At 67.7% G+C, this 25,183-nt stretch carries 25 protein-coding genes; 13 read left to right on the top strand and 12 right to left on the bottom strand.

The genetic code is table 11. The features are described 5' to 3' along the window. Window positions 1-73: 73 nt before the first annotated feature. From BN1263_RS07545 to ahpC, 3 genes are all read right to left on the bottom strand, one after another. The gene (locus BN1263_RS07545; protein ID WP_058980374.1) at window positions 74-1,036 is read right to left on the bottom strand and encodes a LysR substrate-binding domain-containing protein; all 963 of its coding nucleotides are present in this window, start codon (window positions 1,034-1,036) and stop codon (window positions 74-76) included. An 85-nt stretch (window positions 1,037-1,121) separates the two neighbouring features. Continuing rightward, complete coding sequence (ahpF, locus tag BN1263_RS07540) at window positions 1,122-2,714, bottom strand: alkyl hydroperoxide reductase subunit F (RefSeq protein WP_058980373.1); 1,593 nt, start codon at window positions 2,712-2,714, stop codon at window positions 1,122-1,124. Between the two features lie 225 nt (window positions 2,715-2,939). Next, window positions 2,940-3,503, bottom strand: a complete 564-nt coding sequence (ahpC, locus tag BN1263_RS07535; protein WP_005408159.1) for an alkyl hydroperoxide reductase subunit C — start codon at window positions 3,501-3,503, stop codon at window positions 2,940-2,942. 322 nt (window positions 3,504-3,825) lie between these two features. Between ahpC and prmC the strand changes: the two genes are divergently transcribed. Next, window positions 3,826-4,683: a peptide chain release factor N(5)-glutamine methyltransferase gene (prmC, locus tag BN1263_RS07530; protein WP_058980372.1), complete on the top strand. Its 858-nt coding sequence runs from the start codon at window positions 3,826-3,828 to the stop codon at window positions 4,681-4,683. Between the two features lie 48 nt (window positions 4,684-4,731). Next, window positions 4,732-5,673, top strand: coding sequence for a prolyl aminopeptidase (gene pip, locus BN1263_RS07525; protein WP_053462225.1), 942 nt, complete (start codon window positions 4,732-4,734; stop codon window positions 5,671-5,673). A gap of 179 nt (window positions 5,674-5,852) precedes the next feature. Here the strand turns inward: pip and BN1263_RS07520 are convergent, their stop codons facing one another. Beyond that, window positions 5,853-6,737 carry a LysR family transcriptional regulator gene (locus tag BN1263_RS07520; RefSeq protein WP_058980371.1) on the bottom strand — a complete coding sequence of 295 codons (885 nt, stop codon included), beginning with the start codon at window positions 6,735-6,737 and terminating at the stop codon, window positions 5,853-5,855. A gap of 105 nt (window positions 6,738-6,842) precedes the next feature. Here BN1263_RS07520 and BN1263_RS07515 point away from each other — a divergent pair, with 105 nt between their 5' ends. Next, on the top strand, window positions 6,843-8,255 hold the full coding sequence (locus BN1263_RS07515) for an MFS transporter (protein ID WP_058980370.1): 1,413 nt from the start codon (window positions 6,843-6,845) through the stop codon (window positions 8,253-8,255). A 136-nt stretch (window positions 8,256-8,391) separates the two neighbouring features. Here BN1263_RS07515 and BN1263_RS07510 read toward each other — a convergent pair whose 3' ends face one another. From BN1263_RS07510 to BN1263_RS07495, 4 genes are read right to left on the bottom strand one after another with little or no spacing between them, the layout of a single operon-like run. After that, window positions 8,392-9,189, bottom strand: coding sequence for an N-formylglutamate amidohydrolase (locus BN1263_RS07510; RefSeq protein ID WP_058980369.1), 798 nt, complete (start codon window positions 9,187-9,189; stop codon window positions 8,392-8,394). Further along, complete coding sequence (locus BN1263_RS07505; RefSeq protein WP_019661142.1) at window positions 9,182-9,736, bottom strand: NUDIX hydrolase; 555 nt, start codon at window positions 9,734-9,736, stop codon at window positions 9,182-9,184. The genes BN1263_RS07510 and BN1263_RS07505 overlap by 8 nt, the downstream gene beginning before the upstream one ends. Next, window positions 9,733-10,668: a 5'-3' exonuclease gene (locus tag BN1263_RS07500; RefSeq protein ID WP_058980368.1), complete on the bottom strand. Its 936-nt coding sequence runs from the start codon at window positions 10,666-10,668 to the stop codon at window positions 9,733-9,735. The genes BN1263_RS07505 and BN1263_RS07500 overlap by 4 nt, the downstream gene beginning before the upstream one ends. Beyond that, window positions 10,665-11,252, bottom strand: coding sequence for a nitroreductase family protein (locus BN1263_RS07495; RefSeq protein WP_058980479.1), 588 nt, complete (start codon window positions 11,250-11,252; stop codon window positions 10,665-10,667). The genes BN1263_RS07500 and BN1263_RS07495 overlap by 4 nt, the downstream gene beginning before the upstream one ends. A gap of 331 nt (window positions 11,253-11,583) precedes the next feature. On the opposite strand from BN1263_RS07495, the gene pacR reads away from it, so the two are divergent. Both pacR and BN1263_RS07485 read left to right on the top strand, forming a co-directional pair. Next, on the top strand, window positions 11,584-13,905 hold the full coding sequence (gene pacR, locus BN1263_RS07490) for a PacR family protein (protein ID WP_058980367.1): 2,322 nt from the start codon (window positions 11,584-11,586) through the stop codon (window positions 13,903-13,905). A 52-nt stretch (window positions 13,906-13,957) separates the two neighbouring features. Then, complete coding sequence (locus BN1263_RS07485; protein ID WP_058980366.1) at window positions 13,958-15,037, top strand: NAD(P) transhydrogenase subunit alpha; 1,080 nt, start codon at window positions 13,958-13,960, stop codon at window positions 15,035-15,037. Between the two features lie 93 nt (window positions 15,038-15,130). Here BN1263_RS07485 and BN1263_RS07480 read toward each other — a convergent pair whose 3' ends face one another. The 3 genes from BN1263_RS07480 to BN1263_RS07470 are packed head-to-tail and all read right to left on the bottom strand — an operon-like array spanning window position 15,131 to window position 16,503. Then, on the bottom strand, window positions 15,131-15,592 hold the full coding sequence (locus BN1263_RS07480) for a DUF3106 domain-containing protein (protein ID WP_058980365.1): 462 nt from the start codon (window positions 15,590-15,592) through the stop codon (window positions 15,131-15,133). 3 nt (window positions 15,593-15,595) lie between these two features. Then, window positions 15,596-15,922: a hypothetical protein gene (locus BN1263_RS07475; protein WP_058980364.1), complete on the bottom strand. Its 327-nt coding sequence runs from the start codon at window positions 15,920-15,922 to the stop codon at window positions 15,596-15,598. Further along, window positions 15,919-16,503, bottom strand: coding sequence for an RNA polymerase sigma factor (locus BN1263_RS07470; RefSeq protein WP_019661149.1), 585 nt, complete (start codon window positions 16,501-16,503; stop codon window positions 15,919-15,921). Before BN1263_RS07470 ends, BN1263_RS07475 begins: the two co-directional genes overlap by 4 nt. A gap of 98 nt (window positions 16,504-16,601) precedes the next feature. On the opposite strand from BN1263_RS07470, the gene BN1263_RS07465 reads away from it, so the two are divergent. After that, on the top strand, window positions 16,602-16,922 hold the full coding sequence (locus BN1263_RS07465; RefSeq protein WP_005408173.1) for an NAD(P) transhydrogenase subunit alpha part 2: 321 nt from the start codon (window positions 16,602-16,604) through the stop codon (window positions 16,920-16,922). After that, entirely contained in the window at window positions 16,919-18,379 is a 1,461-nt protein-coding gene (locus BN1263_RS07460; protein WP_058980363.1) for an NAD(P)(+) transhydrogenase (Re/Si-specific) subunit beta, read from the top strand. Before BN1263_RS07465 ends, BN1263_RS07460 begins: the two co-directional genes overlap by 4 nt. Window positions 18,380-18,510: 131 nt before the next feature. Here the strand turns inward: BN1263_RS07460 and BN1263_RS07455 are convergent, their stop codons facing one another. Further along, a complete protein-coding gene (locus BN1263_RS07455; RefSeq protein WP_019661152.1) occupies window positions 18,511-18,930 on the bottom strand; it encodes a hypothetical protein in 420 nt (139 codons plus the stop codon). 122 nt (window positions 18,931-19,052) lie between these two features. On the opposite strand from BN1263_RS07455, the gene sufT reads away from it, so the two are divergent. The 6 genes from sufT (at window position 19,053) to expR (ending at window position 25,064) form a co-directional block, all read left to right on the top strand. Next, window positions 19,053-19,604, top strand: coding sequence for a putative Fe-S cluster assembly protein SufT (gene sufT / locus BN1263_RS07450; RefSeq protein WP_005415385.1), 552 nt, complete (start codon window positions 19,053-19,055; stop codon window positions 19,602-19,604). A gap of 59 nt (window positions 19,605-19,663) precedes the next feature. Continuing rightward, window positions 19,664-20,758 carry a branched-chain amino acid aminotransferase gene (locus BN1263_RS07445; protein WP_058980362.1) on the top strand — a complete coding sequence of 365 codons (1,095 nt, stop codon included), beginning with the start codon at window positions 19,664-19,666 and terminating at the stop codon, window positions 20,756-20,758. Between the two features lie 174 nt (window positions 20,759-20,932). Further along, window positions 20,933-21,589 (top strand): hypothetical protein, encoded by a 657-nt coding sequence (locus BN1263_RS07440; protein ID WP_058980361.1) that lies wholly within the window; start codon window positions 20,933-20,935, stop codon window positions 21,587-21,589. Beyond that, window positions 21,586-21,921 (top strand): transcriptional regulator, encoded by a 336-nt coding sequence (locus tag BN1263_RS07435; protein WP_058980360.1) that lies wholly within the window; start codon window positions 21,586-21,588, stop codon window positions 21,919-21,921. The genes BN1263_RS07440 and BN1263_RS07435 overlap by 4 nt, the downstream gene beginning before the upstream one ends. Before the next feature lies 1 nt (window position 21,922). Continuing rightward, on the top strand, window positions 21,923-22,945 hold the full coding sequence (locus tag BN1263_RS07430) for a M23 family metallopeptidase (protein WP_058980359.1): 1,023 nt from the start codon (window positions 21,923-21,925) through the stop codon (window positions 22,943-22,945). A gap of 376 nt (window positions 22,946-23,321) precedes the next feature. Then, window positions 23,322-25,064 carry a serine protease ExpR gene (gene expR / locus BN1263_RS07425; protein ID WP_019661154.1) on the top strand — a complete coding sequence of 581 codons (1,743 nt, stop codon included), beginning with the start codon at window positions 23,322-23,324 and terminating at the stop codon, window positions 25,062-25,064. The last annotated feature ends 119 nt before the right edge of the window (window positions 25,065-25,183 follow it).

Here is a 25,183-nt window from a genome sequence, read left to right as displayed (position 1 = left end):
CGCCTGTCTGTATTGTGGGGACAAATGCGGCCGGAATCGACTCCTGCCGATTCCGGGCCGATGCTGCAGGGGTTCAGCCGTTCAGCGCCGGGCCGGGCAGGGATGCCGCATCGGACGTGGCGTTCAGCGCATCCAAGGTGAACAGCGCCTGCGGCAGGCGCTTGAACTGGTCGGCCAGCTCCATCAGGAAGTCGTTCATGGCCGAGCTGCGACGCCAGATCATGGCGATGCGGCGGCTGGGACGGCCCTCGCCGGTGAAATCGAGCAGGCGGATGTTGTTCGAGCGCGGCACCGGCGGCTGCACCGACAGACTTGGCAGCAGGGTGATGCCGACGTCGGCGGCGACCATCTGCCGCAGGGTTTCCAGGCTGGTGGCGCGGAATTCGGACTTCTCATTGGCGCCGAACAGGCGGCACACTTCCAGCGCCTGGTCGCGCAGGCAATGCCCGTCTTCCAGCAGCAGCAGCTTCTGCGTCGCCAGTTCCTGCACGTCCAGATGTTCACGACGGGCCAACGGGTGGCGCCCGGAGACGGCCAGCAGGAACGGCTCCTCGAACAGGAACTCGGCATGCAGCTGGTCGTCCACCACCGGCAGCGCCAGCAACGCAGCATCCAGCTTGCCTTCGCGCAGGCGGTCCAGCAGCACGTCGCTCTTTTCCTCGACCAGCAGCAGTTCCAGCTCCGGGAAGCGCTCGCGGATGCGCGGGATCACATGCGGCAGCAGGTACGGGCCGAGGGTCGGGAAGATGCCCAGGCGCACCGTGCCGGCTTCCGGATCGCGGCTGCGTCGCGCGGCTTCCTTCAGCTGTTCCACTTCGGACACGATCACCCGCGCCCGTGCTGCTGCTTCCTGGCCCGCCGGGGTCAGCATCACCTTGCGCGGTGCGCGTTCCACCAGGGGCAGGCCGAGCTCTTCCTCCAGCTTGCGGATCTGCGTGGACAACGTCGGCTGGCTGACAAAGCAGGACGCGGCAGCCCGGCCGAAATGCTTGTGGTCGGCCAGGGCTACCAGGTACTTCAGATCACGTAGGTTCATCCTTACACCCCAGGGGTAACGGACCGGCTGACGGCGTGGTTACCCGACAGGCAGACAATGTTCCCGGTGATCTGGGAACGGTGGATCAGGCCGCTTCAGCAACGGCACCGCTGCTGTTGCTCACCGACGAGCGGATCAGGTGGTCGAACGCGCTCAGTGCGGCGGTGGAACCGGCGCCCATGGCGATGATGATCTGCTTGTAGGGCACCGTCGTGCAATCGCCAGCAGCGAACACGCCCGGCAGGTTGGTCTGGCCGCGGTCATCGATGACGATCTCGCCACGCGGCGAAAGCGCCACCACATCCTTCAGCCACTCGGTGTTGGGCAGCAGGCCGATCTGCACGAAGATGCCTTCCAGCTCGACGCGGTGGGCATCGCCGCCGATGCGGTCCTTGTACACCAGGCCGGTGACCTTGCTGCCGTCGCCCAGCACTTCGGTGGTCTGTGCGCTGGTCAGCACCGTCACGTTGGCCAGGCTGCGCAGCTTCTTCTGCAGCACTTCGTCGGCACGCAGGCTGGAATCGAACTCCAGAAGGGTTACATGCGACACGATGCCGGCCAGATCGATGGCCGCTTCCACGCCGGAATTGCCGCCGCCGATCACCGCCACGCGCTTGCCCTTGAACAGTGGGCCATCGCAGTGCGGGCAGTAGGCCACGCCCTTGTTGCGGTACTGGTCTTCGCCCGGCACGTTCATCTGCCGCCAGCGTGCGCCGGTGGACAGGATCACCGAACGCGACTTCAGCACCGCACCGTTCTCCAGCTGCACCTGCACCAGGCCGTCTTCGCCGGCCGGCACCAGCGCACTTGCGCGCTGCAGGTTCATGATGTCCACCTCGTACTCGCGCACGTGCTGTTCCAGCGCCGTGGCCAGCTTCGGGCCTTCAGTCTCCTTCACCGAAATGAAGTTCTCGATGGCCATGGTGTCCAGCACCTGGCCACCGAAACGCTCGGCGGCGATGCCGGTGCGGATGCCCTTGCGTGCGGCGTAGATCGCCGCTGCGGCGCCAGCCGGGCCACCACCGACCACCAGTACGTCGAAAGCATCCTTGGCGGCGATCTTCTCGGCATCGCGCTTGCTGGCGTTGGTGTCCAGCTTGGCCACGATCTGCTCCAGGGTCATGCGGCCCTGGTCGAACACTTCACCGTTGAGGTACACGGTCGGCACCGACATGATCTCGCGCTTCTCGACTTCGTCCTGGAACAGGGCGCCATCGATGGCCACGTGCTGGATGCGCGGGTTGAGCACCGCGGCCAGGTTCAGCGCCTGCACCACGTCCGGGCAGTTCTGGCAGGACAGCGAGAAGTAGGTTTCGAACCTGTACTCGCCTTCCAGGTTCTGCACCTGCTCGATCAGCTCGGCGGTGGCCTTGGACGGGTGGCCGCCGACCTGCAGCAGGGCGAGCACCAGCGAGGTGAACTCGTGGCCCATCGGCAGGCCGGCGAAGGTCAGGTGGATGTCCTGGCCCGGGGTGCCCAGGTCGAAGGACGGCACGCGGCCCTGCCCATCGCGCAGCACCTGCAGCGAGATCTTGTCCGACAGGCTCTCCAGGGTCTGCAGCAGGTCCAGCATTTCCTGCGACTTGGCGCCATCGTCGGCGTGCGCGGTGATCTGGATCGGGCGGGTCACGCGTTCCAGATAGGTCTTCAGCTGCGACTGCAGGTTGGCGTCCAACATCGGGTCATCTCCTGGCTTCAGGCAAACAGGGGGCGTGGCACCGCTATAGAAGGTAGCGGACCAGCTGGGGGTAGGGGTGAACCCAAGACAGCGACCGTGGAAGGGGCTGGCTGGCCAAGGCGGGCGAGCGTTGGCTGTCTTGGGTTCACCCCCACGCCGGCGGGGTGACCGGCACGGGGATGAAGGGCGCGCCGCGGCGTGGGGCCACGGCAGGCCGGTACTGCCTTAGATCTTGCCGACCAAGTCCAGCGACGGGGTCAGGGTCTTCTCGCCTTCCTTCCACTTGGCCGGGCACACCTGGTTCGGGTTGGCGGCGGTGAACTGGGCAGCCTTCAGCTTGCGCAGGGTTTCGGAAACGTCACGGGCGATCTCGTTGGAGTGGATCTCCAGGGTCTTGATCACGCCTTCCGGATTGATGATGAAGGTGCCGCGCAGGGCCAGGCCTTCTTCCGGAATGTGCACGCCGAAGGCGTTGGTCAGCTGGTGGGTCGGGTCGCCGACCAGCGGGAACTGGGCCTTGCCGACGGCCGGCGAGGTCTCATGCCACACCTTGTGCGAGAAGTGGGTATCGGTGGTGACGATGTAAACCTCGGCACCGGCCTTCTTGAACTCGGCGTAATGGTCAGCTGCGTCTTCGATCTCGGTCGGGCAGTTGAAGGTGAAGGCGGCCGGCATGAAGATCAGGACGGACCACTGGCCCTTCAGGCTGGCGTCGGAAACCTTGATGAACTCGCCGTTGTGGTAGGCGTTGGCTTCGAACGGCTGGATCTGGGTATTGATGAGGGACATCATTTTTCCTCTTGGTGAAGGGGAGTGGGTGAATCGACAGGAGCTAGGTTACCCATTCGCTCGCGATAAGAACAATCCATTGATTGCATCTATTCGATAGATGGAGTCTATCGAAGAACCCTTAGCAGGCACTGAACCTGGCCATCGCCATCCTGCAATTGCCTGTGTGACAAGGGAAATCTCGCCAGGCCGCTGCTTGGGGCCGATAGTCCCTCCTTATCCCGCCCGGCGGAACCTGAACGGATTCCGGTTTTGTAGAGCCGAGCCTGTGCTCGGCTGCTCCAGAAGCAGCCGAGCACAGGCTCGGCTCTACAATTGCAGCATGTCCTTTCAAGCCCAACCCACCCTGCGTCAGGTCGTAGCCGACGCCAGTGCTCGCTTGGGCAGCATCGACGCCCGCCACGAGGCGGAACTGCTGCTGCTGCATGTACTGGACCGCCCGCGCAGCTGGCTGTTCGCGCACGCCACCGATCCGCTGGCCGCCAATGACCAGGCCGCCTTCGAGGCGTTGCTGGCCCGCCGCGTGGCCGGTGAGCCGGTGGCCTACCTGACCGGCCGTCGCGGATTCTGGACGCTGGACCTGGAGGTCGACCCGGCCACGCTGATCCCGCGTCCAGAAACCGAGCTGCTGGTCGAGCTGGCGCTGGAGCGCCTGCCGCCAGACCAGTCGCTGCAGCTGGCCGACCTGGGCACCGGCAGTGGTGCGATTGCACTGGCACTGGCCAGCGAACGGCCGCAGGCGCAGGTGCTGGCCACCGACGCCAGCCCGGGCGCGCTGGCCGTGGCCGCGCGCAATGCCGCCCGCCATGATCTGCGCAACGTCCACTTCGCCGAAGGCGGGCACGACTGGTATGCGCCGCTGCAGGGCGCGCGTTTTGATCTGATTGCCAGTAACCCGCCGTACATCGCCAGCGACGATCCGCATCTGGAGCAGGGTGACCTGCGCTTCGAGCCGGCCACCGCACTGGCCTCGGGTCCGGATGGCCTGGATGACATCCGCCGTATCGTCGACGGTGGCCAGGCCCACCTGCGGACCGAGGGCTGGCTGTTGATCGAGCACGGTTGGGACCAGGGCGCGGCGATCCGTGCGCTGTTCGACGCGGCGGGATTTGTCGAGGTGCAGACCGCACAGGACCTGGAGCAGCGCGACCGCATCACCCTGGGCCGGCGTCCGGCCTAGAATGGAGGTTCTCCTGCCCCGGCAGGGCATCACCCTGGAGCTGCAAGCATGCGTACGCTGTACCCCGCCATCACCCCCTACGACGTCGGCACCCTGAAGGTCGACGACCGCCACACGCTGTACTTCGAGCAGTGCGGCAACCCGGACGGCAAGCCGGTGGTGATGCTGCATGGTGGCCCGGGTGGCGGCTGCAGCGACAAGATGCGCCAGTTCCACGACCCGTCGAAGTACCGCATCATCCTGTTCGACCAGCGCGGCGCTGGTCGCTCCACCCCGCACGCGGATCTGGTGGACAACACCACCTGGGACCTCGTTGCCGATATCGAGAAGCTGCGCGAGCACCTGAAGGTCGATCGCTGGCAGGTGTTCGGCGGCAGCTGGGGTTCGACCCTGGCCCTGGCCTATGCCGAAACCCATCCGCAGCGCGTGACCGAACTGGTCCTGCGCGGCATCTTCATGCTGCGTCGCTGGGAGCTGGAGTGGTTCTACCAGGAAGGTGCCAACCGCCTGTTCCCGGATGCGTGGGAGCATTACCTCAAGCCGATCCCGTCGGTGGAACGCCATGACCTGATCTCGGCCTTCCACCGCCGCCTGACCAGCGAAGACGAAGCCACCCGCCTGGAAGCGGCCAAGGCGTGGGCAGTGTGGGAAGGTGCGACCAGCTTCCTGCATGTCGATGATGACTTCATCAACAGCCACGAAGACCCGCATTTTGCGCTGGCGTTTGCCCGCATCGAGAACCACTACTTCGTCAACGGCGGCTTCTTCGAGGTGGAAGACCAGTTGCTGCGCGACGCGCACCGCATCGCCGACATCCCGGGCGTGATCGTGCACGGCCGCTATGACGTGGTCTGCCCGCTGGCCAACGCCTGGGACCTGACCAAGGTATGGCCGAAGGCAAAGCTGGAAATCACCCCGGCGTCGGGCCATTCGGCGTTCGAGGCCGAGAACGTGGACGCGCTGGTGCGCGCGACCGATAGCTTCGCCTGATCGGTAGTGCCGGCCGCTGGCCGGCAATGCTTCACCATCAGTGCCGGGCATCGCCCGGCGCTACCGGCCTCATCCACGCATGGCGTGGATCTACTGTGCGTTGCGGCGCTACCGACCAGTAGAGCCAGGCCATGCCTGGCTGCTCCTTCGTGAAACCCTCATCCACGCATGGCGTGGATTTACCAGTCCCCGGCCAGCAACGCGTCGGCCAGCGCCTGCAGCTTCGGCGAATGCTGGCGCGACGGCGGGTAGATCAGTGACAGCGCGCGGCTGCGTCCCTCGAACGGCTGCAGCACGCGCTGCAGGCGGCCGTCGGCCAACGCATCGGCCACCGCGAAATCCATCACCTGCACGATGCCGATGCCGGCGATGGCCGCTTCCACCAGCGGATCGCCGCTGTCGAACACCATTCGCGTCGGCGGCGTGAACTCGCGCAGTTGCCCGTCCTGCAGGAACTGCCAGTCCACCAGCCGGCCACTGCGCAGGTTGCGCACGGCCAGGCACGCGTGGCCCTGCAACGCCGCCACATCGTCCGGTGCGCCACAGCGGGCCAGGTAGCCGGGGCTGGCCACCGTCACCCAGCGCAGCGGCCGCAGTGGCCGCGCGACGATGCGCTGGTCGGCGATGACGCCGGTGCGCAGCGCGGCATCGAAGCCTTCCTCGACCAGATCGACCAGGCGGTCGTTGAGCACGGCTTCCACCTGCAGATGCGGGTGCTGCTGCAGCATCGGCCCCAGCAGCGGTACCAGCACCTTGCGCCCGAACATCGAGGGCGCACTGATCTTCAGAGTGCCCGAGGGTGTGCACGGACGGTCGGCCAACTGGCGTTCGGCGTCCTCGAGACCGCACAGCAGCGGAGCGACCTGATCGACGAACTGACGACCATCCGGGGTCAGTGCCACGTTGCGGGTGTTTCGCTGCAGCAGCTTCACCCCCAGCGTGGCCTCCAGCCGACTGATCGCGCGCGACAGGCCTGACTGGCTCAGGCCCAGCTGCCCGGCGGCGACGGTGAAACTGCGTGCTTCGGCCACCTGCACCAGCATGCGCACGGCATTGAGGTCCATCGAGGTTCCATTCATGCTGAAAATCATGACAGATATGGCTGGTAGGGGGTTTATTGATTCGGTCGCATCAATGAGACTGCGCTCCCCCACAGCACCGGACCGTCGATGCCTCCCCTCAAGTACCCGCGCTGGGCGCTGGCCCTGCTGGCCACCGCCCAGCTGATCATCGCCCTGGATGCCACCATCATCTTCGTCGCCCTGCACGACATGGGGCGCGCGCTGCAGATCAACGCACAGCAGCTGCAATGGGTCGTCAGTGCCTACACCGTGGCCTTCGGCGGCAGCCTGCTGCTGGGTGGCCGTGCCGCCGACCTGATCGGCCGTCGCCGCTTCTACCGGCTGGGCATGCTGCTGTTCGCACTGGCGTCGCTGCTCGGCGCGCTGGCGCCGAACGCCACCCTGCTGATCATCGCGCGTGCGGCGCAGGGCATCGGCGCGGCACTGCTGTTCCCGGCCACGCTGGCGCTGATCAACACGTTGTATGCGGAAGGTCCGGTGCGCAACCGCGCACTTGCGATCTGGAGCATGGCCAGCGCGGTGGGCCTGGCGCTGGGCACGCTGCTCGGTGGCGTGCTGACCCAGGCGTTCGGCTGGCCGGCGGTGCTGGCAGTGATCGTGCCACTGGCCACCACCTGCGCGGTCGCTGCGGGCGCGTGGTTGCCGGCCGATGGCCCGCGTCTGCAGGGCCGTTCCTTCGATCTGGCCGGTTGCCTCACCGTCACTGCCGGCGGCAGTCTGCTGGTCACTACCCTCGTGCAAGGGCCGGAGTGGGGCTGGACTGCGCCGGCCACGCTGGGCTGCCTGCTGCTGTCGGTGCTGCTGCTGGTGGCGTTCGTGCAGATCGAACAGCGCAGCCGCGATCCGCTGATGCAGTTCGCGTTGCTGCGGCTGCCCGGACTGCGCGCGGCACTGGGCCTGACCTTCGCCTTCATGAGCAGCTATGGGGTGCAGTACTACTTCATGGCGCTGTACTTCCAGGACGGCTACGGCTGGGGCCCGCTGCAGGCCGGCCTGGCATTCCTGCCGGCGACGGCGGTGTGCACGGTCGGCATCCAGCTGGCGGAGTGGGCGCTGAAGCGCTGGAGTGCACGCAAGGTGCTGGTGCTCGGCCAGCTGGCCGGTGCCGTTGGCATCGCCTGGGTCGCAGCAACACTCCCGCACGCCTCGAACTTCTGGCCGCTGCTGCCCGGCGTGGTAGTGCTGAGCATCGGCCAGGGCATGACCTGGACCTCGATGTGGATCGTGGCCGGGCAGGGCGTGCCGTCCGCACAGCAGGGTGTTGCATCTGGCATGGCGGCGACCGCGCAGCAGATCGGTGGTGCGCTGGGCCTGGCGGTGCTGGTGATGGTGGCCAATGCGCATGCGGGTGCAGCCGGTTCGCCGAGTGCACTGGCCGGGCTGGTGCGCGCCGAATACGGTGCCGCCTTGTTTTCACTGTTCGGCGTGGTGATCGCGCTGGGCCTGCGCCCGGCGCCGGCCGAATCGGCCGCCACCGTCTGCCAGGCCAACGAGGCATGATTGAAGGCGCTGCCGTGGGTGGATGTGCCGCGCCTGTGGCAGTGCCGGCCGCTGGCCGGCAAACACATTGATCCAACTACCCTGAGGTTTCCGGCCAGCGGCCGGCACTACCGATCCGGAATGGATCCACGCGCATTCAACCCAGCGCCAGCAACTGCGGCTGCAACGCGCTGAAGATCCGCGCCAGCCGCTCTGCCCACGCCTGCTGCCCGGCGGCATCGGCGATCAGGTCCTGGCGGATCTCCAGTTCCACGTGCACCAGCCCACGGCCTTCGCCATGCACCGGTACCGCGTAGTCGCTGGTACTGCTGACCGAATACGGTTCGTTGTCACCCACCACCAGGTCGCCTTCATCGCGCAGTGCCTGCAGCAGGGCATGCGCACAGCGCGTGTCCTGGTGGTACAGCACGCCGGCGTGCCACGGTCGCTGCGCGCCGTTCATCACAGGGGTGAAGCTGTGCATCATCACCAGCAGGGTGGGGCGGCCGGCGGCGCGCCGCGCGTCCAGTTCCGCATCGATGCGGGCGTGGTACGGTGCGTGGATCGCATCGATGCGCTGCTGCCGCTGTGCCGCCGACAGCCCGGCATTGCCCGGCACCACGGTGTGGTCACTCACTTCCGGAATCAGCGTCGGCGAGGCCAGCGGTCGGTTGCAGTCGATCAGCAGCCGCGAGTAGGTCTGTTCGATCGCCCAGGCATCCAGCCGTTCGGCCAGTGCACGAGTGGTGCCGGCAATGCCGATGTCCCAGCCGATATGGCGGTCCAGTTCGGCCTGCGGCAAGCCCAGGCCTGCGAGGGCACGCGGCACCTGCTGGCCGGCGTGGTCGGCCAGCAGCAGGTACGGCGACGCACCCTGCGGCCGGTGGAGGGTGTAGATCGCCGGGTCGTCGGCGCCGAGCAGCGCCGGCAGCGCATGCAGGTCGGCGTCAGCCACGCGGGCGTCCGTCCAGGTGATGCTCGATCATCCACAGCCCGGCCCAGAGCTTGGCGTCCAGCTCGTAGCCTTCGCCCATCTTCTGCACCAGCCAGGCCGCTGCCTCACTGCGCGGAATCTCGTGGACGATGATGTCCTCGCTGTCGTCGCCACCCCCTTCGCCGATCCGGCGCAGGCCGGTGGCGCGCACGAAGGCGATCTTCTCGCTGCTGGCGCCGGAAGAGGTCGGGCCGATCAGCAGCACTTCGGCGTGATCGGCGGTCCAGCCGGTTTCTTCCTCGAGCTCGCGCACGGCCGAGACTTCAATCGATTCGCCGGCGTGGATGTCGCCGACCAGGCCGGCCGGCATCTCGATGGTGGGGGCCTGCAGCGGTACACGGAACTGTTCGACGAACAGCACCTTGTCCTCCGGGGTGACGGCGATGATGATCGCCGCCAGGCCGCCGGCGTGGGTGCGTTCGCTGTATTCCCAGGTACCGCGCACGACCATGCGCTGGTACTTGCCTTCATAGACGACACGCGGGGCTTCGGTATTGCGCTGGCTCATGCGGGCTCGCTGTGGGTGGGAAGAGGGTCGGCCACGCCAGCGGCATCGAACAGCCGGCGGCGGGTCATCGGGCCGAATCGAAGGGTCTGGCACAGGCCACCGAGCAGTTCCGGGTCGGCCGCCTGGCGCAGCAGGCCGGGTTGGCTGCCTTCCAGCGGCGCGTCCAGCGCGATGGTGGTCAGCTGGCGCCAGAGCCGGGCGTGCTCGCGCTGCTCGCGCAGGCGCACCGCCATCTGGGCGGCGCCGCGCAGGCGCAGGAACGGCACTTCGTCCAGGCGTTCGTACAGTGCATCCATGCTGCCGAAATGGGCCAGCAGCACGGCGGCGGACTTGCTGCCCACGCCACTGATACCGGGAATGTTGTCCACCGCATCGCCGCACAGCGCCAGGTAGTCGGCAATCTGGTGCGCGTGCACGCCGTGCCGCGCCTTCACCCCGGCCACGTTCCAGCGCTGGTTGCGCGCATAGTCCCACTGCTCGTCATGGTCGGCCAGCAGCTGCGACAGGTCCTTGTCGGCGGAGATGATCACGCCGCGATGGCTGCTGCGGTGAACGTGCAGGGCGCTGCCGATCAGGTCGTCGGCCTCGTATTCGTGGTGCGCCAGCACCGCCAGGCCCAACGCCGCGCATAACGCCTTGCAGTGCACGAACTGCCGCTTGAGTGCTTCCGGTGCCGGATCACGGTTGGCCTTGTAGGCCGGGTACAGGCGGTGGCGGAAGCCGCTGTCCAGCGCTTCATCGAAGGCGATGGCGATGTGCTGCGGGCGCTCGCGCTCGAGCAGGTCCAGCAGGAAGCGGGCGAAACCGTGCACGGCATTGGTCGGCCAGCCCTGCGCGTCCTGGAACTGGTCCGGCAGCGAGTGCCAGGCGCGGAACACGTAGATGCTGGCATCGACCAGGTACAGCGAAGGCGGCGCTGCCGGCAGGCTCATGCCGGCGGCGTCCAGTCGCGCAGCAGCGCGGCCGGGTCCGGACGCTCGCGCTCGGGTACGGCGGCCTTCGGCGTACCGATATGGATGAAACCGGCGACGCTCTCGCTCTCGCCCTCGGCCAGGCCCAGGTAGGCGTGCACGGCGGGGTCGAAGGCCATCCAGGCGGTCAGCCACTGCGCGCCGAAGCCCAGCGCCTGTGCGGCCTGCAGCAGGGCGAAGCAGACGCAGCCGGCGGTCATCAGCTGCTCCTGTTCGGGGACCTTCGGGTCCGGGCGCGGGCTGGCCACCACCACGATCACCAGCGGGGCATGACTGAAACGCTGGCGGTCCTTCTCGAATACCGCCTCGCCGGCATGCGGGTCGCGCTGGCGGCTGCGCTCGGCCAGGAAGTTGCCCAGAGTGTGACGTGCATCGCCGGCGATCTTCAGGAAGCGGAACGGTACCCGCTTGCCGTGGTCGGGCACGCGTACGGCCGAGGCCAGCATGCGCTGCAGGGTTGCCGGGTCCGGGCCGGGCTCGCCCAATTGCCGCGAGGGCACCGAGCGGCGGGCATCCAGGGCAAGCAGGGCAGTGGGGTCGGGCATGGAGTCTGAACCGGTCATCACGGGCATTTGATTATAGTCGGGGTGGTCGAAGACGCCGTCTGGGTCGCGTCCAGCCCCTGAATACCAAACTGTGATGAACATCATGCCACTGGCGGGAAAGGGACGGCCGCCTGCTCTCGCCTCGTGGGCCTTGCACGGCTTACGATATCCATCTTGCCGGGCCGCCGGTCATGAGGTTTGAAGTGAGGACTGTTTCACTGTCCGTGACGGGCTGGCCGGCCTACCATCGACGTACCGGTACATGGGGTGTGCCGGCCGCCGCGATGTCCATGCTGACTGTCGTACCAGAGAAGGTGGGGAGCCTTCCCGAATGATGAGCGCGCCCACACCGATGGGATCGCCGGGTCGTGACCCGGTCCAGTTGCAGCGTGCCCGGGACATGGTCCTGCCCGCGCTGTGCCAGGTTTTCGGGGCCGCACTGGCGCGTTTCGACGACGCACTGTTCGACCGCGCCGGCAATGCCGGTTCGTCGCAGCTGCTGTTCCTGGATGCGATGCGTGAACTGCGCCGCCGCCGCGAGGACATCGCCGGTGCCTTCGCCGGCCATCTGCAGCGGGCTTGGGACGCGCTCGCCAGCGGCGAGCCGCTGTCGGCCGAGGCGACCCTGTCCGGTCCTGCCGAAGATGGCCTGAGCCTGCTGGCCGAACATGTACTGGAATCGCGGCTGGCGGTGCGCAATTTCGCCACCGTGCTGCTGCGCGACTTCAAGCCGGTGCTGGCGCGGCTGGACCGGCGCCTGGGCCGCCTGATCGGCGGCGCCGAGCTGGATGCCGACCACAACCCGGTCAGCCCCGAACACCTGGGCGTGGCCATCCACGAGGCCTTTGCCGGCTGCGAGCTGGCGCCGGAAGTGCACCTGGTGCTGATCAAGCTGTGCGAGCGCGACCTGCGCGCGCCGGTGGGCCGCATCTACGAGAAGCTGGACGAGCAGCTGGCCGCCGCTGGCGTGATGTCGCAGGTGGGGGCCCCGCGGCGTCCATTGTCGGCCGCGCCCGACCCGCGCATGGCGGCGGGGGCGGATGATCTGGTCGAGCCGCGCCACGCGGCGGGCTTGGAATCCGAGTTCAGCGATGATGAGCAGGCCGCGCCGGCCTGGGCGCAGCGCTTCGCCGCGCGCTGGTCCGAGCGCCGTGGCCACATGCAGCAGCATCTCGGGGGCGACGATGCCGGCAACGGCGAGGCGTATGCCGGCCAGCAGGGCATGCTGCTGGAGGCCCTGCATGAGCTGCTGCAGCAGACCCGTCACGTTCGCGAGGATGCCACCTCGGCCGCGCAGGTCGCGGTCGGCCAGCATCGCCCGTTGAGCCAGCGCGAGATGATGTCGGTGCTGTCACTGCTGCAGGCCACGCCCAGCGCCACCCTGCGCGCGGCCATCGGCGAGGACGGCGAATCCCTGGCGCAGCGGTTGAAGAGTGAAGTACTGTCCAGCGCGACCCGGCTGGGCGTCGATCCGGGCCAGACCCGGCTGGACCCGCAGGACGAGGATGCGATCGACCTGGTGGGCATGCTGTTCGACGTGATGCTGGACGAGCGCGAACTGGAAGGCCGCTCGCGCGAGCTGATCGGCCGCCTGGTGGTGCCCTTCGTCAAGGTGGCGATGCTCGACCGCCGGATGTTCGTGCAGAAGACCCATCCGGCGCGCAAGCTGCTCAACTCGCTGGCGGAGGCCTGCGAGGGCAACACCGGCGAGAGCCAGGCCGAGCGCATGCTGATGGCCAAGGTCGAGGAGATCATCGAACGGCTGGTGGCCGAGTTCAACGAGAACCTGGCGATCTTCCTGACCTTGGAAGAGGAATTCCGCGAGTTCCTGGTGCAGCATCGCCGCCGCGTGGAAATCGCCGAGCGCCGTGCCGCCGAAACGCAGCGCGGCCAGGAAAAACTGGAAATGGCCCGCACCCGCGCCGGCGCCGAGCTGGACCGCCGTATCGGCGATGCCAGCCTGCCGCCGGCCATTGCCGAATTCCTGCGCCAGCCGTGGCAGCACCACCTGACCCTGGCGCTGCTGCGCGAGGGCGAAGAAGGCGCCTCGGTGGCCGAGGCATTGAGCCTGGGCGACGGCTTGCTGGAGGAAGTGGCCGAGGCGCGCCGCCAGATCGTCGGCAAGCCATGGCTGCAGGCCTGGCAGCCGGCGCTGGCCAAGGTGTTCGGCAGCGTTGGCGTGCACGGTGATGCCGCCACCGGCGCCATTGATGCCCTGCATGACACCTTGCAGGGCATTGCCGAATCGCGGCCGGAGCTGCAGCGCGCGCTGCCGGAGCTGCCGCAGGTCGCGTTGCCGGTACCGCCGGTGGCTGAATCGCCAGCGGTCGAGCTCGGCGGGCAGATCGACGCCGACGATTTCGACAACGCCGATGCCGACCGCTTCCGCCGCATGGAAATCGGCAACTGGCTGGATTTCGTCGACAAGGACGGCAAGGTCCAGGCCGGCAAGCTGTCCTGGGTCAGCCCGATTTCCTCGCGTCTGTTGTTCGTCAACCGTCGTGGCGTGCGCTTCTGCGTGGCCTCGCCGGAAGAACTGGCGGTGATGGTGCGGCTGGGCCGCCTGCGTGCCCACGTTGACGATGGCGCCTTCGACAGCGCGATGCAGGGTGTGATCGATCGGCTGGACCCGGGCAGCGCAACGCTGCACTGAGCCGTGGCCGCCTGCTAGGATCGGGAAAACTCACCGATCAGCGGGGACCTGCATGGCCGTGGCGTTGCTGGGGATCAAGGAGACCGCGCCGGGCGAACGGCGCGTGGCGCTGACGCCGGAAACCGCGCGCAAGCTCGGGGCCATGGGCATTGCCGTCTGGTATGAGGCGGGCGCCGGCCTGGCCGCCGGCTTCACCGATGCGGCCTATGACGATGCCGGCGCACGCGTCTTTGATGCAGGGTGCTGGGCCGAGATCGATATCCTGCTGTGCGTGCAGGCACCTGCGGCGGCAGTGCTGGAGCAGCTCAAGCCCGGGGCCAGCGTGGTCGGCCTGTTGACCCCGGCCAGTGATCCGGCGCTGGCGGCGCTGGCGGACAGCGACCGCCTGTACCTGTTCCCGCTGCAGCAGCTGCCGCGCACCACCCGTGCGCAGGCGATGGATGTACTCAGCTCGCAGGCCGGCATGGCCGGCTACAAGGCGGCGCTGATCGCCGCCGAGCGCGCGCCGCGCTTCTTCCCGATGTTGACCACTGCCGCCGGTACCGTGCGCCCGGCCAAGGTGCTGGTCATCGGCGCCGGCGTGGCGGGCCTGCAGGCCATCGCCACCGCACGCCGTCTCGGTGCACAGGTGGAAGGCTTCGACGTGCGCCCTGAAACCCGCGAGCAGATCCAGTCACTGGGTGCACGCTTCCTCGATCTTGGCGTGAGTGCGGCCGGCGAGGGCGGGTACGCGCGGGCGCTGACCGATGACGAGCGCGCCGAGCAGCAGCGTCGGCTGTCCGACCACCTGCGTGGCGTGGACGTGGTGATCTGCACGGCCGCCGTACCGGGTCGCCCGGCGCCGACGATCGTGACTGCCGCGATGGTGGAAGGCATGGCCACCGGCAGCGTGATTGTCGATCTGGCCGCCGAGAGCGGCGGCAACTGTGCACTGACCCGGCCGGGGCAGTGCATCGAGCACCAGGGCGTGACCATCGATGGCCCGCTGGGCCTGGCCAGTCGCGGTGCGACGCAGGCCAGCGAGATGTATGCGCGCAACCTGCTCAACTTCGTTGCGCTGTTCGTGCGCGAAGGCCAGCTCGGGTTCGACTGGGACGACGAGCTGCTGGCGAAGACCCGCTGGCAGGCGTGAATGACAAGGGATCTGACCCCGAACGTGCGGCGGGTCATCCCGGGGTCGGATCCCGTTGCATCAGCAAAGGGCTCTGACCCCGTCCCCGGGGCCTTACCGCGGCTTCGCCGGCGGCGGGTTGTCGCGCACCCAGTCCTTGCGCTGCTCCGGCGTCATCTGCGACCAGCGCTCGCGCAGCGCGTCGCGCTGTGCCGGCGGCATGTCGCGCATCTGCCCGAACAGGGCGCGTGCCTGCTCGCGCTGTTCCGGGCTCATGTGCTCGAAGCGGCGCAGGCCGCGGCGGGCCTTGTCGCGTTCCTCCGGGCTCATCGATTGCCAGCGCTGCCCATGCGAGAGCATGCGCTGGCGCTGGCCCGCATCGGCACTGTTCCAGCGGTCGCGCAGCGGCGCCAGCAGGGACTCACGCTGGGATTCGCTCAGCTGCTCCCACGCAGGCAGCGTGGCGCCCGGCGCAGGGCGTGCAGCAGGCGCGGGCGCTGCGCTCTGCGCCAGCGCCGGGACGGCCGGCAGCAGCGACAGGGTCAACAGCAGCGGCAGGGTAGGCACTCGGGACATGATTCACTCCATCGCCAGGTCGGTATCGCCCAGCCACAGGTACAGATCGGGATTCTCGTCGTACAGCGCGCTGTTGTCTTCCACCGCCGCCGTCGGCGCTACGGTCGCGGGCCCGGAATGCAGGCCCAGGCCGCTGAACTGCACGCCGACAGCCAGCGCCACCACCAGCGAACAGGCGCTGGCCAGCCACCAGCGCCCGCGCCCGCGGTGGATGGCCGTGGCGCCGTGGCGCGCCTGGCGCAGCCGGGCCAACGTTGCGGGCGACAGCGCCTGCAGCGACTGCGCATGCAGGCTGCGCAGGGTGTCGTCGGAAGGCAGGGAGCGTTTCACGGGTGGATCTCCAGATAATCCTGCAGCGCCTGCCGGGCGCGTGCCAGATGGGTTTTTACCGCGCCTTCGCTGCAGCCCATGGCGCGGGCAGTGGTGGCCCCGTCCAGGTCCTGCAGCACGCGCAGGGTGAAGGCCTCGCGCTGGCGGGCGGGCAGGCGGCGCAACGCGTCCACCAGCTGCTGGTACTGCTGGCGCTGTTCATGCGCCTGTGCCGGGTCGGGGCCGGGATCGGCCCAGTCGATCCCGCCGCCTTCCGCGTCCTGGTTGTCGCGCCAGAACGGCAGGCGGAAGCGGCGCCGGCGCTGCACGTCGATCACGCGCCGGCGCAGGATGCTCCAGAACAGCGGCGCCCATTCGGCCGCCGGCTTGTCGGCGTAGTCCAGCATGCGCATCAGCGCGTCCTGCACCGCATCCATGGCGTCTTCGCGCTGGCGCAGGCCGGCCTCGGCGAAGCGGAACGCACGCGGGCCGACGCTGGCCAGGAACGCCTCCAGCGATGCCGGCGGCGCATCGGTCTCGGCGCTCGGGGGGACGGGGCTGCTCACCAGCACAGGGTACGGTTCCTCGCTCGGGGTCACCATCGACAACGCGTGAGCGCCGCTTCGGTTGACGCCGGGTGCACGCGGGGTTCAGCCCATGGTTATGATGGGACGACGAAGACAGAGCAGGAGCGTTGCCAGTGAGTGACGGGTTCGTGGCGCTGTACATCTTCATGCTGGCGGCCATCGCCGGCCACGTGATCATTTCGCGGGTGCCGGTGATCCTGCATACCCCGCTGATGTCGGGCTCCAACTTCATCCACGGCATCGTGCTGATCGGCGCGATGGTGGTGCTGGGGCATGCGCAGACGCCGCTGGAGAAAGCCCTGGGCTTCCTCGCCGTGGTGCTCGGTGCCGGCAACGCCGCCGGTGGCTACGTGGTCACCGCGCGCATGCTGGAAATGTTCAAGCCGAGCGCGCCCAAGGGCGGCAAGGACGAACCGAAGGAGCCGCAGGCTTGAACATCAGCACCGTCGAACTGCTCGATTGGCTGGTCAAGGCCAGCTACCTCGCTGCCGCCACGCTGTTCCTTCTGGGCCTGCAGCGCATGGCCTCGCCGCTGAGCGCGCGCAGCGGCATCCGCTGGGCCGGGCTGGGCATGCTGCTGGCCACCGCAGCCACGTTCTTCCTGCCCGAACTGCATAACGTGCCGTTGATCCTGGTGGCACTGCTGCTGGGCGCGGGCCTGGCCTGGTGGTCGGCCGGCAAGGTTGCCATCACCGACATGCCGCAGATGGTGGCGCTGTACAACGGCATGGGTGGTGGCTCGGCGGCGGCGATCGGTGCGGTGGAACTGCTGCGCTATGCCTTCCTGGCCCACCGCGATACCAGCCACTGGAGCGCGCAGGCGCTGGCCGACCTGGCCGCGCGCCAGCCGTCGGGCACGATGCTGCTGCTGGCGGTGGTCGGCGCGGCGATCGGTGCGGTGTCGTTGTCCGGTTCGGTGATCGCCTGGGCCAAGCTGGATGGACGCCTGGACAAGCGCGTGACCTGGCCGGGCCAGCAGGTGATGAACCTGCTGGTGGCCCTGGCGGTGGTGGTGCTGGCGATCATCGCTGCCAGTACGCTCAGCACCTGGGCGATCGTCGCCTTCTTCGTGCTGGCGCTGGCACTGGGCGTGCTGATGACGTTGCCGATCGGTGGCGCCGACATGCCGGTGGTGATCTCGCTGTACAACGCGTTCACCGGCCTGGCGGTGTCGTTCGAAGGCTACGTGCTGGGCAACGAGGCATTGATCATCGCGGGCATGATGGTCGGCGCCGCCGGCATCCTGCTGACCCGGCTGATGGCGAAGGCGATGAACCGGCCGATCCGCAATGTGTTGTTCTCCAACTTCGGTGGTGGCGCCGGCGGGGAAGCGCAGGCGATCAGCGGTGCGCAGAAGCCGATTGAAGCGTCGGATGTCGCGGCGATGATGGCCTACGCAGAACGCGTGGTGATCGTGCCTGGTTACGGCATGGCCGTGGCGCAGGCCCAGCACAAGATCTGGGAACTGGCGCAGCGGCTGGGCCAGCGCGGGGTGAAGGTGAAGTTCGCCATCCATCCGGTGGCCGGGCGCATGCCCGGGCACATGAACGTGCTGCTGGCCGAAGCGGGTGTGCCCTACGACCTGATCGCCGACATGGACGACATCAACCCGGAGTTCGCCAACATCGACGTGGTGCTGGTGATCGGTGCCAACGACGTGGTCAATCCGGTGGCACGCACCGACCCGGCCAGCCCGATCTACGGCATGCCGGTGCTGGACGTGGTCAATGCGCGCAACGTGGTGGTGATCAAGCGCGGCAAGGGCACCGGTTTTGCGGGCATCGAGAATGCGCTGTTCTACGCCGACAACGCCCGCATGCTGTACGGCGATGGTGCCGAAGCGGCAGCCTCGCTGGTCAGCGAGTTGAAGGCGCTCGACGGCGGGCATTGAGGCCCGGCTGCATCCGTGGGTGCGGACCTTGGTCCGCACGCTTCTGCCGGCCAGCGGCCGGCACTACCATCCCATCCACGCATGGCGTGGATCTACCTGCATATCCCCGGCGGACGTGGCAACCGGCGTGCTCAGCGCGCCAGCCAGGCGCCCACGGCCACGCCCAGCGCCAGCCACAGCCATTCCACCGCGCCATTGGCGAGGGCGATCAGGGTCCAGGCCAGGTGCGGGCCCATCCGCAGGGTCGCGTCCCACAGGTCCAGCCCGATCGAGCCGCCCATCCAGGCGCTGGCGATGGTCCAGTTGGCGACGGCGGTCACCAGCAGGGTGCCCAGCACGACCAGTGCAATTCGCAACCGGCCAGGGCCCAGCGTACCCATGCGCAGCATGAACACCAGTTCCAGGGCGGTCACGACCGCCATCCAGCCGACCTGCCGGCCGGTCATCAGCGCCAGCACCATCCAGGCGAGGGGAGCAACAAGCAGGCCCAGCAACAGCATGATGGGCCAGAGCCAGGTCACGGTCCTGGCACGCGCGGCATTGGAGGACATCGAAGCTCCCTGAAGATCACCCACAGGATACTGTGGTTTGCCGCAGTGCACCGGCGGCGGCAGGGCGGCTGGGCTAGAATGCCGTCTTGCGTGGCCCCGGCCACGGCCCCATATCGGTCCCCATGTATTCCCGTAGCAGCGAACCTGTCCACTTCGAACGTGATTGCGAGGCCGTGATGGTCCCGCAGGGCGACACCGTGACCCTGCCCGCCGGCAGCTATGGGTACATCACCCAGGCGCTGGGCGGCAGTTATTCGGTGTTCGTCGAGGGCAACCTGTTCCGCATCGCCGGCAAGGACGGCGACGCCATCGGCAAGGAAGCGCCGGCACCGCTGGAACTGCCGGCCGACGCCACCGATGAACAGGTGGAACAGCTGGTATGGCAGCAGCTGCGCACCTGCTTCGACCCCGAAATTCCGGTGAACATCGTCGAACTGGGCTTGGTCTACGAGGTCGAGATCAAGCACCTGGACGAAGGCAAGCGCGAGATCGATGTGAAGATGACCCTGACCGCACCGGGTTGCGGCATGGGCGAGATCCTGGTCGACGACGTGCGCAGCAAGCTCGAAATGATCCCGACGGTGGCCGAGGCCGACGTCGACCTGGTGTTCGACCCGCCGTGGAACCAGCACATGATGTCCGAGGCGGCCCGGCTCGAGACCGGCATGCTTTGACCCACGGCCCGCAGTGACGCGGGCCCGGCAATACCCGCAACCAGAACAGGAAATCTCCGGTGTCCCAGTCCATTCCCAGCTTCGCCGTCACCCGTTCGGACCACCCGCGCAGCGCTGAAGAGCGCGCCAAGATCCTGGAGAAGCCGGGCTTCGGCCTGCACTTCACCGACCACATGGTGGAAGTACGCTGGGACAAGGACACCGGCTGGCACAACGCCAACGTGCGTGCCTACGGTCCGCTGCAGCTGGACCCGGCCGCGGCCGTGCTGCACTACGGCCAGGAGATCTTCGAAGGCATCAAGGCCTACCGCCATGCTGACGGCTCGATCTGGACCTTCCGCCCGGATGCCAACGGCCGTCGCCTGCAGCGTTCGGCGCAGCGCCTGGCGCTGCCGGAACTGCCGGTGGAGATCTTTGTCGAATCGCTGAAGCAGCTGATCGCCGTCGACAGCGACTGGGTGCCGTCGGCCGACGAGTCGAGCCTGTACTTCCGCCCGTTCATGATCGGCGATGAAGCCTTCCTCGGCGTGCGCGGTGCGCACAAGGCCGGCTACTACGTCATCGCCAGCCCGGCCGGCCCGTACTTCGCCAAGGGCGTTGCCCCGGTGTCGATCTGGCTGTCCACCGAATACGCGCGTGCGGCCAAGGGCGGCACCGGTGCTGCCAAGTGCGGTGGCAACTACGCCGCCTCGCTGTTGCCGCAGCAGAAGGCGCAGGCGCAGGGTTGCTCGCAGGTGCTGTTCCTCGACCCGGTCGAGGGCAAGTACCTGGAAGAACTGGGCGGCATGAACGTGTTCCTGGTCTACAAGGACGGCACGCTGGTCACTCCGGAACTGTCCGGCAGCATCCTGGAGGGCATTACCCGCGAGAGCATCCTGCAGCTGGCCCGCGACCGCGGCATGAAGGTCGAAGAACGCAAGGTCAGCATCGACGAGTGGAAGGACGGCGTCGCCTCCGGTGCGATCAGCGAAGTGTTTGCCTGTGGCACCGCCGCGGTGGTCACCCCGATCGGCCAGCTGAAGGGCGAGGGCTTCTCGGTGGGCGACATCAACGCCCCGGCCGGCGAAGTGACCATGTCGCTGCGCAAGGAACTGACCGACATCCAGTACGGCCGCCTGCCGGACCGCCACAACTGGCTGGTCAAGCTGGGCTGATCGCCCACGCTCAACTGGAGAGCCGAGCCTACGCTTGGCGGCGCTGTTCCTGGAAAGCCCGTCCCTGTGACGGGCTTTCTGCGTTGTGGGGCCTCCAGATCGCTGCAGAGGACTGCTTGACGCAAATAGGTTTGCGGTGCAAACTATATTCAAGTGGCCCCGATGGAGCGTGTCATGCAGCAGCCGTCCGTCATTGATCCTTCCTCGCGCCTGCAGGCGTTGACCCGTGAATACTCGCGTTACTCGCGCAGTGCCGGTGGCCTGTCGGCGATCGCGGGTGGTGTCGCCTGTCTGGCCTCCTTCATTGCGGGCGCGCTGTTGCCGACCACGCTGGCACTGCGCGTCGCACTGATCGCCGTCCCTGTGCTGTGGATCGTCGGCAAGCAATGGCTGGCGCGCCGCTACTACCAGCGGCTGGGCCAGGTCGAGGAGCAGGTGACGCCGGCCGAGCGCAACTTCCAGCGCTTCTTCATCGCCTTCACCGCCTTGGTGAGCGTGCTGGTGATCGGCAGCGTGCTGCCCAGGCTGGCGCCGATGGGCGAGTTGCCCTGGGATCTGCGCGCCATCGGCTACCTGGCCGTGGTGGCGCTGCTGCCCTGGGTAGTGTGGCGCTGGCTGCGTACACCGCTGGAGTTCATCGTGGGTGTGTTCCTGCTGTGCCAGGCCGCGCTGGCCTTCACCGGGCAGACCTACGATTTCGGGCTGAGCACTGCGGTGTTCCCACTGGCGTCCATTGCGCTGATCGTGGTCGGCTGGCGTGACCACCAGCGGTTCCACCGCCTGCAGGCGGAAATGCGCGCGTTCATGGCCGGACGGACGTTCGTCGAATGACCCGCTTGCCTGATTCGCGCGCGCTGCTCCAGCTCGACCGCCTGATCCACGAACCGGCGCGCCTGCTGATCCTGTCGATCCTGGCCGGCGCCCAGTCTGCCGAGTTCGGCTTTGTCGAACATCTCAGCGGGCTGAGCAAGGGCAACCTGTCCAGCCATCTGAGCAAGCTGGAGGCAGCCGGCCTGGTCGCCATCGAAAAGTCGTTCCGCGGCAAGCGCCCGCTGACCACCCTGCAGTTGACGCCACTGGGGCGCACCGCCCTGGCCGAGTACCGCACGCAGCTGGCGGCGATCGTCGCCGGCATTCCCGATCCGGATCGAAAGGACGCTTGACATGACATTGCTCCCGCGCCTGTTTGCAGTTCTGGTTGTTTCCTTCTCTGCCCTCACCGGTGCCGCCGCGGCCACAGATCCGCGCCAGCAGGGAGCCACGCTGACCACGCAGTTCTATGAGGGCCACATCGACGCCCTGTGGGAACGGATGACACCACAGATGCGGGCGGGGCTGCAGTCCCCGCAGAACCTGGTGGCGCTGCGCGAGCAGGTGCTGGCAGGCTGGGGCGCAGAAACCGAGCTGGTCAGCGAGAAGGTCGAGAAGGCTGAGGGATACGACACCTATCTGCGGCAGGCGCGCTTCGCCAAGAGCCAGGCCATCATCCAGGTGCTGTGGGCCATCGACGCTGACGGGCGGATCGGCGGCTTCTACATCCGCCCGCTACAGACCACGCCTCCGCAGGCCGCGGCGAGCGGGTTCCTTGACTACCAGACCCGCACACGGCTGCAACTGCCGTTCAAAGATGAATTCTTCGTGTTCTGGGGCGGCCGCAGTGTCGAACAGAACTACCATGCGGCCCACGCCGGCCAGCGCTTCGCGATGGACCTGCTGGTGGTCCGCGATGGCCGTTCCCATGGTGGAGAGGGTCAGCGCAACGAGGACTATTTCTGCTTTGGCCGGCCAATCCTCGCGCCGGCCGACGGCACGGTGGTGGAGGTGGTCGAGGGCGTCGCCGACAACGTGCCAGGCCAGATGAACGCTGCCCAGCTCACCGGCAACCGCGTCATCCTCGATCACGGCAATGACGAGTACTCGGTGCTGGCGCACCTGCGCCAGGGCAGCGTGCGCGTTGCACAGGGGCAGGTCGTCCGCAGCGGCACGCACCTCGGTGACTGTGGGAACAGCGGCAATTCCTCCGAACCGCACCTGCACTACCAGCTGCAGGCCGGGCCTGCGTTCGGGGTCAGCGCGGCGCTGCCGGCCCAGTTCTCCGGCTATGTGGCCGACGGCAAGCCGGTCGCGCGCGGCGAACCGGTCAAGGGGCAGCACATCCGGCCTGGCGGCGCTGCACACATCGAATAGTCCCTGCACTCGAACGGGGCAGCACGAGGGCCGCGCCGATGCTGCGCGGCCATCGGCGTGGAAGTGCACGCCGATGTCGGCAAAGTCATCGGCGGACAGGACAACGCCCAGTCAGGTGCGTGCAGGGCGTGAGAAAGTCCTTCACCTTCACAAACCCTCGACCCGAAAAGTCTCATATCAGACATTTCATCTTGCTGAAAAGACGCTGAAAATCTTGTGGTGTCCGCTTTTGGTCATTAGCGTCATGTGCACGGCGGATCGATAGGGGGATCCGCTGGCCCGCCGGACTTCGAACCTCGCCAATGCAAGCCAGCCCAGGGTTCGGGCCGGTGCTTCTGCCGATTCCGGCATTCACACCACAAGAAAGGGAAATACGATGTCCCAGGTAACGCAACCGCGTGTGCGTCGAGTGTGGGTGGTCCTTGGTGCGTCCGTTCTGTCATCGCTGCTGCTGGCCACGCCTGCGCTGGCCGGCGATGTCCAGCTCAGCGGCCTGCAGTCCGCGCCGACCCACCAGCGTTTCATCGTGAAGTACCGCGACGGCAGCGCGCCGGTGGCCAACACCACCGCACTGGCCTCTTCACTGAAGAATGCCGCCGCCGGCCTGGCCAGCAGCCAGGGCCGCGCACTGGGCCTGCAGCAGGTCCGCAAGCTGGCCGTCGGCCCGACCCTGGTCAGGACCGATCGCCCGCTCGACCAGGCTGAATCCGAGCTGCTGATGCGCAAGCTGGCCGCCGATCCGAACGTGGAGTACGTCGAAGTCGACCAGATCATGCGCGCGACGCTGACCCCGAACGACACCCGCTTCAGCGAACAGTGGGGCTTCGGTACCTCCAATGCGTCGATCAACGTGCAGCCGGCCTGGGACAAGTCGACCGGCACCGGCGTGGTCGTGGCGGTGATCGACACCGGCATCACCAACCACCCCGATCTCAACGCCAACATCCTGCCCGGCTACGACTTCATCAGCGACGCCGCGATGGCGCGCGATGGTGGCGGTCGCGACAACAACCCGAACGATGAAGGCGACTGGTACGGCGCCAACGAGTGCGGCTCGGGCATCCCGGCCTCCAACTCCAGCTGGCACGGTACCCACGTCGCCGGCACCGTGGCGGCAGTGACCAACAACAGCACCGGCGTGGCCGGTACCGCGTTCAACGCCAAGGTTGTGCCGGTGCGCGTGCTCGGCAAGTGCGGCGGTTACACCTCCGACATCGCCGACGCGATCGTATGGGCCTCCGGCGGCACCGTCAGTGGCGTGCCGGCCAATGCCAACCCGGCTGAAGTCATCAACCTCTCGCTGGGTGGTGGCGGCAGTTGCTCCACCACCTACCAGAATGCGATCAATGGCGCTGTCGGCCGTGGCACCACCGTGGTGGTCGCCGCCGGCAACAGCAACACCAACGTGTCCTCGTCGGTGCCGGCCAACTGCCCGAACGTGATTGCCGTGGCGGCCACAACCTCGGCCGGTGCGCGTGCCAGCTTCTCCAACTACGGCACCGGCATCGACATCTCGGCACCGGGCCAGAGCATCCTGTCCACGCTCAACACCGGCACCACCACGCCGGGCAGCGCCAGCTACGCGTCGTACAACGGCACCTCGATGGCGGCGCCGCATGTGGCCGGCGTGGTTGCGCTGATGCAATCGGTCGCGCCAAGCCCGCTTAGCCCGGCGCAGGTCGAGAGCATCATCAAGAGCACCGCACGCCCGCTGCCGGGGTCATGCTCGGGTGGCTGCGGTGCCGGCATCATCGACGCCAACGCTGCGGTGTCCGCGGCCATCAACGGGGGCGGCACTCCGAATCCGGGCGGCAACGTCCTGCAGAACAATGTGCCGGTCACCGGCCTGTCGGCCAGCAGTGGTTCATCGCTCAGCTACACCGTCAATGTCCCGGCCGGCAGCAGCCAGCTGCGCGTGGCGATCAGCGGCGGCACCGGTGACGCCGACCTCTACATCCGCCAGGGCAGCGCGCCGACCGACACGGTGTACACCTGCCGTCCGTACCTGAGCGGCAACAGCGAGACCTGCACGGTGAACAGTCCGGCCGCCGGTACCTGGTATGTGCGGGTGAAGGCGTACAGCACTTTCTCGGGCGTGACCCTCAACGCCCAGTACTGAGCCCAAGTCCCTCTCCATGGGCACGCCCCGGCCTAGGCCGGGGCGTTCTTGCATGGGGCCGGCGGTGGTACGTGCCGCCGCGCCATGGTGGGTGCCGACCTTGGTCGGCACGCTGTTCC

This window comes from Stenotrophomonas thermophila (genome assembly GCF_001499715.1).
Taxonomy (GTDB): Bacteria; Pseudomonadota; Gammaproteobacteria; order Xanthomonadales; family Xanthomonadaceae; genus Stenotrophomonas; species Stenotrophomonas hibiscicola.
Note: the sequence above shows the minus strand (reverse complement) of the source record. Positions and strands in the feature narration are given on the sequence as shown.

Bases quoted from the DNA above. Each gene is read 5' to 3' on its own strand.
- BN1263_RS07545 (WP_058980374.1), bottom strand. From the start codon at position 1,036: ATGAACCTACGTGATCTGAAGTACCTGGTAGCCCTGGCCGACCACAAG.
- ahpF (WP_058980373.1), bottom strand. From the start codon at position 2,714: ATGTTGGACGCCAACCTGCAGTCGCAGCTGAAGACCTATCTGGAACGC.
- ahpC (WP_005408159.1), bottom strand. From the start codon at position 3,503: ATGTCCCTCATCAATACCCAGATCCAGCCGTTCGAAGCCAACGCCTAC.
- prmC (WP_058980372.1), top strand. From the start codon at position 3,826: ATGTCCTTTCAAGCCCAACCCACCCTGCGTCAGGTCGTAGCCGACGCC.
- pip (WP_053462225.1), top strand. From the start codon at position 4,732: ATGCGTACGCTGTACCCCGCCATCACCCCCTACGACGTCGGCACCCTG.
- BN1263_RS07520 (WP_058980371.1), bottom strand. From the start codon at position 6,737: ATGGACCTCAATGCCGTGCGCATGCTGGTGCAGGTGGCCGAAGCACGC.
- BN1263_RS07515 (WP_058980370.1), top strand. From the start codon at position 6,843: ATGCCTCCCCTCAAGTACCCGCGCTGGGCGCTGGCCCTGCTGGCCACC.
- BN1263_RS07505 (WP_019661142.1), bottom strand. From the start codon at position 9,736: ATGAGCCAGCGCAATACCGAAGCCCCGCGTGTCGTCTATGAAGGCAAG.
- BN1263_RS07500 (WP_058980368.1), bottom strand. From the start codon at position 10,668: ATGAGCCTGCCGGCAGCGCCGCCTTCGCTGTACCTGGTCGATGCCAGC.
- BN1263_RS07495 (WP_058980479.1), bottom strand. From the start codon at position 11,252: ATGCCCGACCCCACTGCCCTGCTTGCCCTGGATGCCCGCCGCTCGGTG.
- pacR (WP_058980367.1), top strand. From the start codon at position 11,584: ATGATGAGCGCGCCCACACCGATGGGATCGCCGGGTCGTGACCCGGTC.
- BN1263_RS07485 (WP_058980366.1), top strand. From the start codon at position 13,958: ATGGCCGTGGCGTTGCTGGGGATCAAGGAGACCGCGCCGGGCGAACGG.
- BN1263_RS07480 (WP_058980365.1), bottom strand. From the start codon at position 15,592: ATGTCCCGAGTGCCTACCCTGCCGCTGCTGTTGACCCTGTCGCTGCTG.
- BN1263_RS07470 (WP_019661149.1), bottom strand. From the start codon at position 16,503: ATGGTGACCCCGAGCGAGGAACCGTACCCTGTGCTGGTGAGCAGCCCC.
- BN1263_RS07455 (WP_019661152.1), bottom strand. From the start codon at position 18,930: ATGTCCTCCAATGCCGCGCGTGCCAGGACCGTGACCTGGCTCTGGCCC.
- sufT (WP_005415385.1), top strand. From the start codon at position 19,053: ATGTATTCCCGTAGCAGCGAACCTGTCCACTTCGAACGTGATTGCGAG.
- BN1263_RS07440 (WP_058980361.1), top strand. From the start codon at position 20,933: ATGCAGCAGCCGTCCGTCATTGATCCTTCCTCGCGCCTGCAGGCGTTG.
- BN1263_RS07435 (WP_058980360.1), top strand. From the start codon at position 21,586: ATGACCCGCTTGCCTGATTCGCGCGCGCTGCTCCAGCTCGACCGCCTG.
- BN1263_RS07430 (WP_058980359.1), top strand. From the start codon at position 21,923: ATGACATTGCTCCCGCGCCTGTTTGCAGTTCTGGTTGTTTCCTTCTCT.
- expR (WP_019661154.1), top strand. From the start codon at position 23,322: ATGTCCCAGGTAACGCAACCGCGTGTGCGTCGAGTGTGGGTGGTCCTT.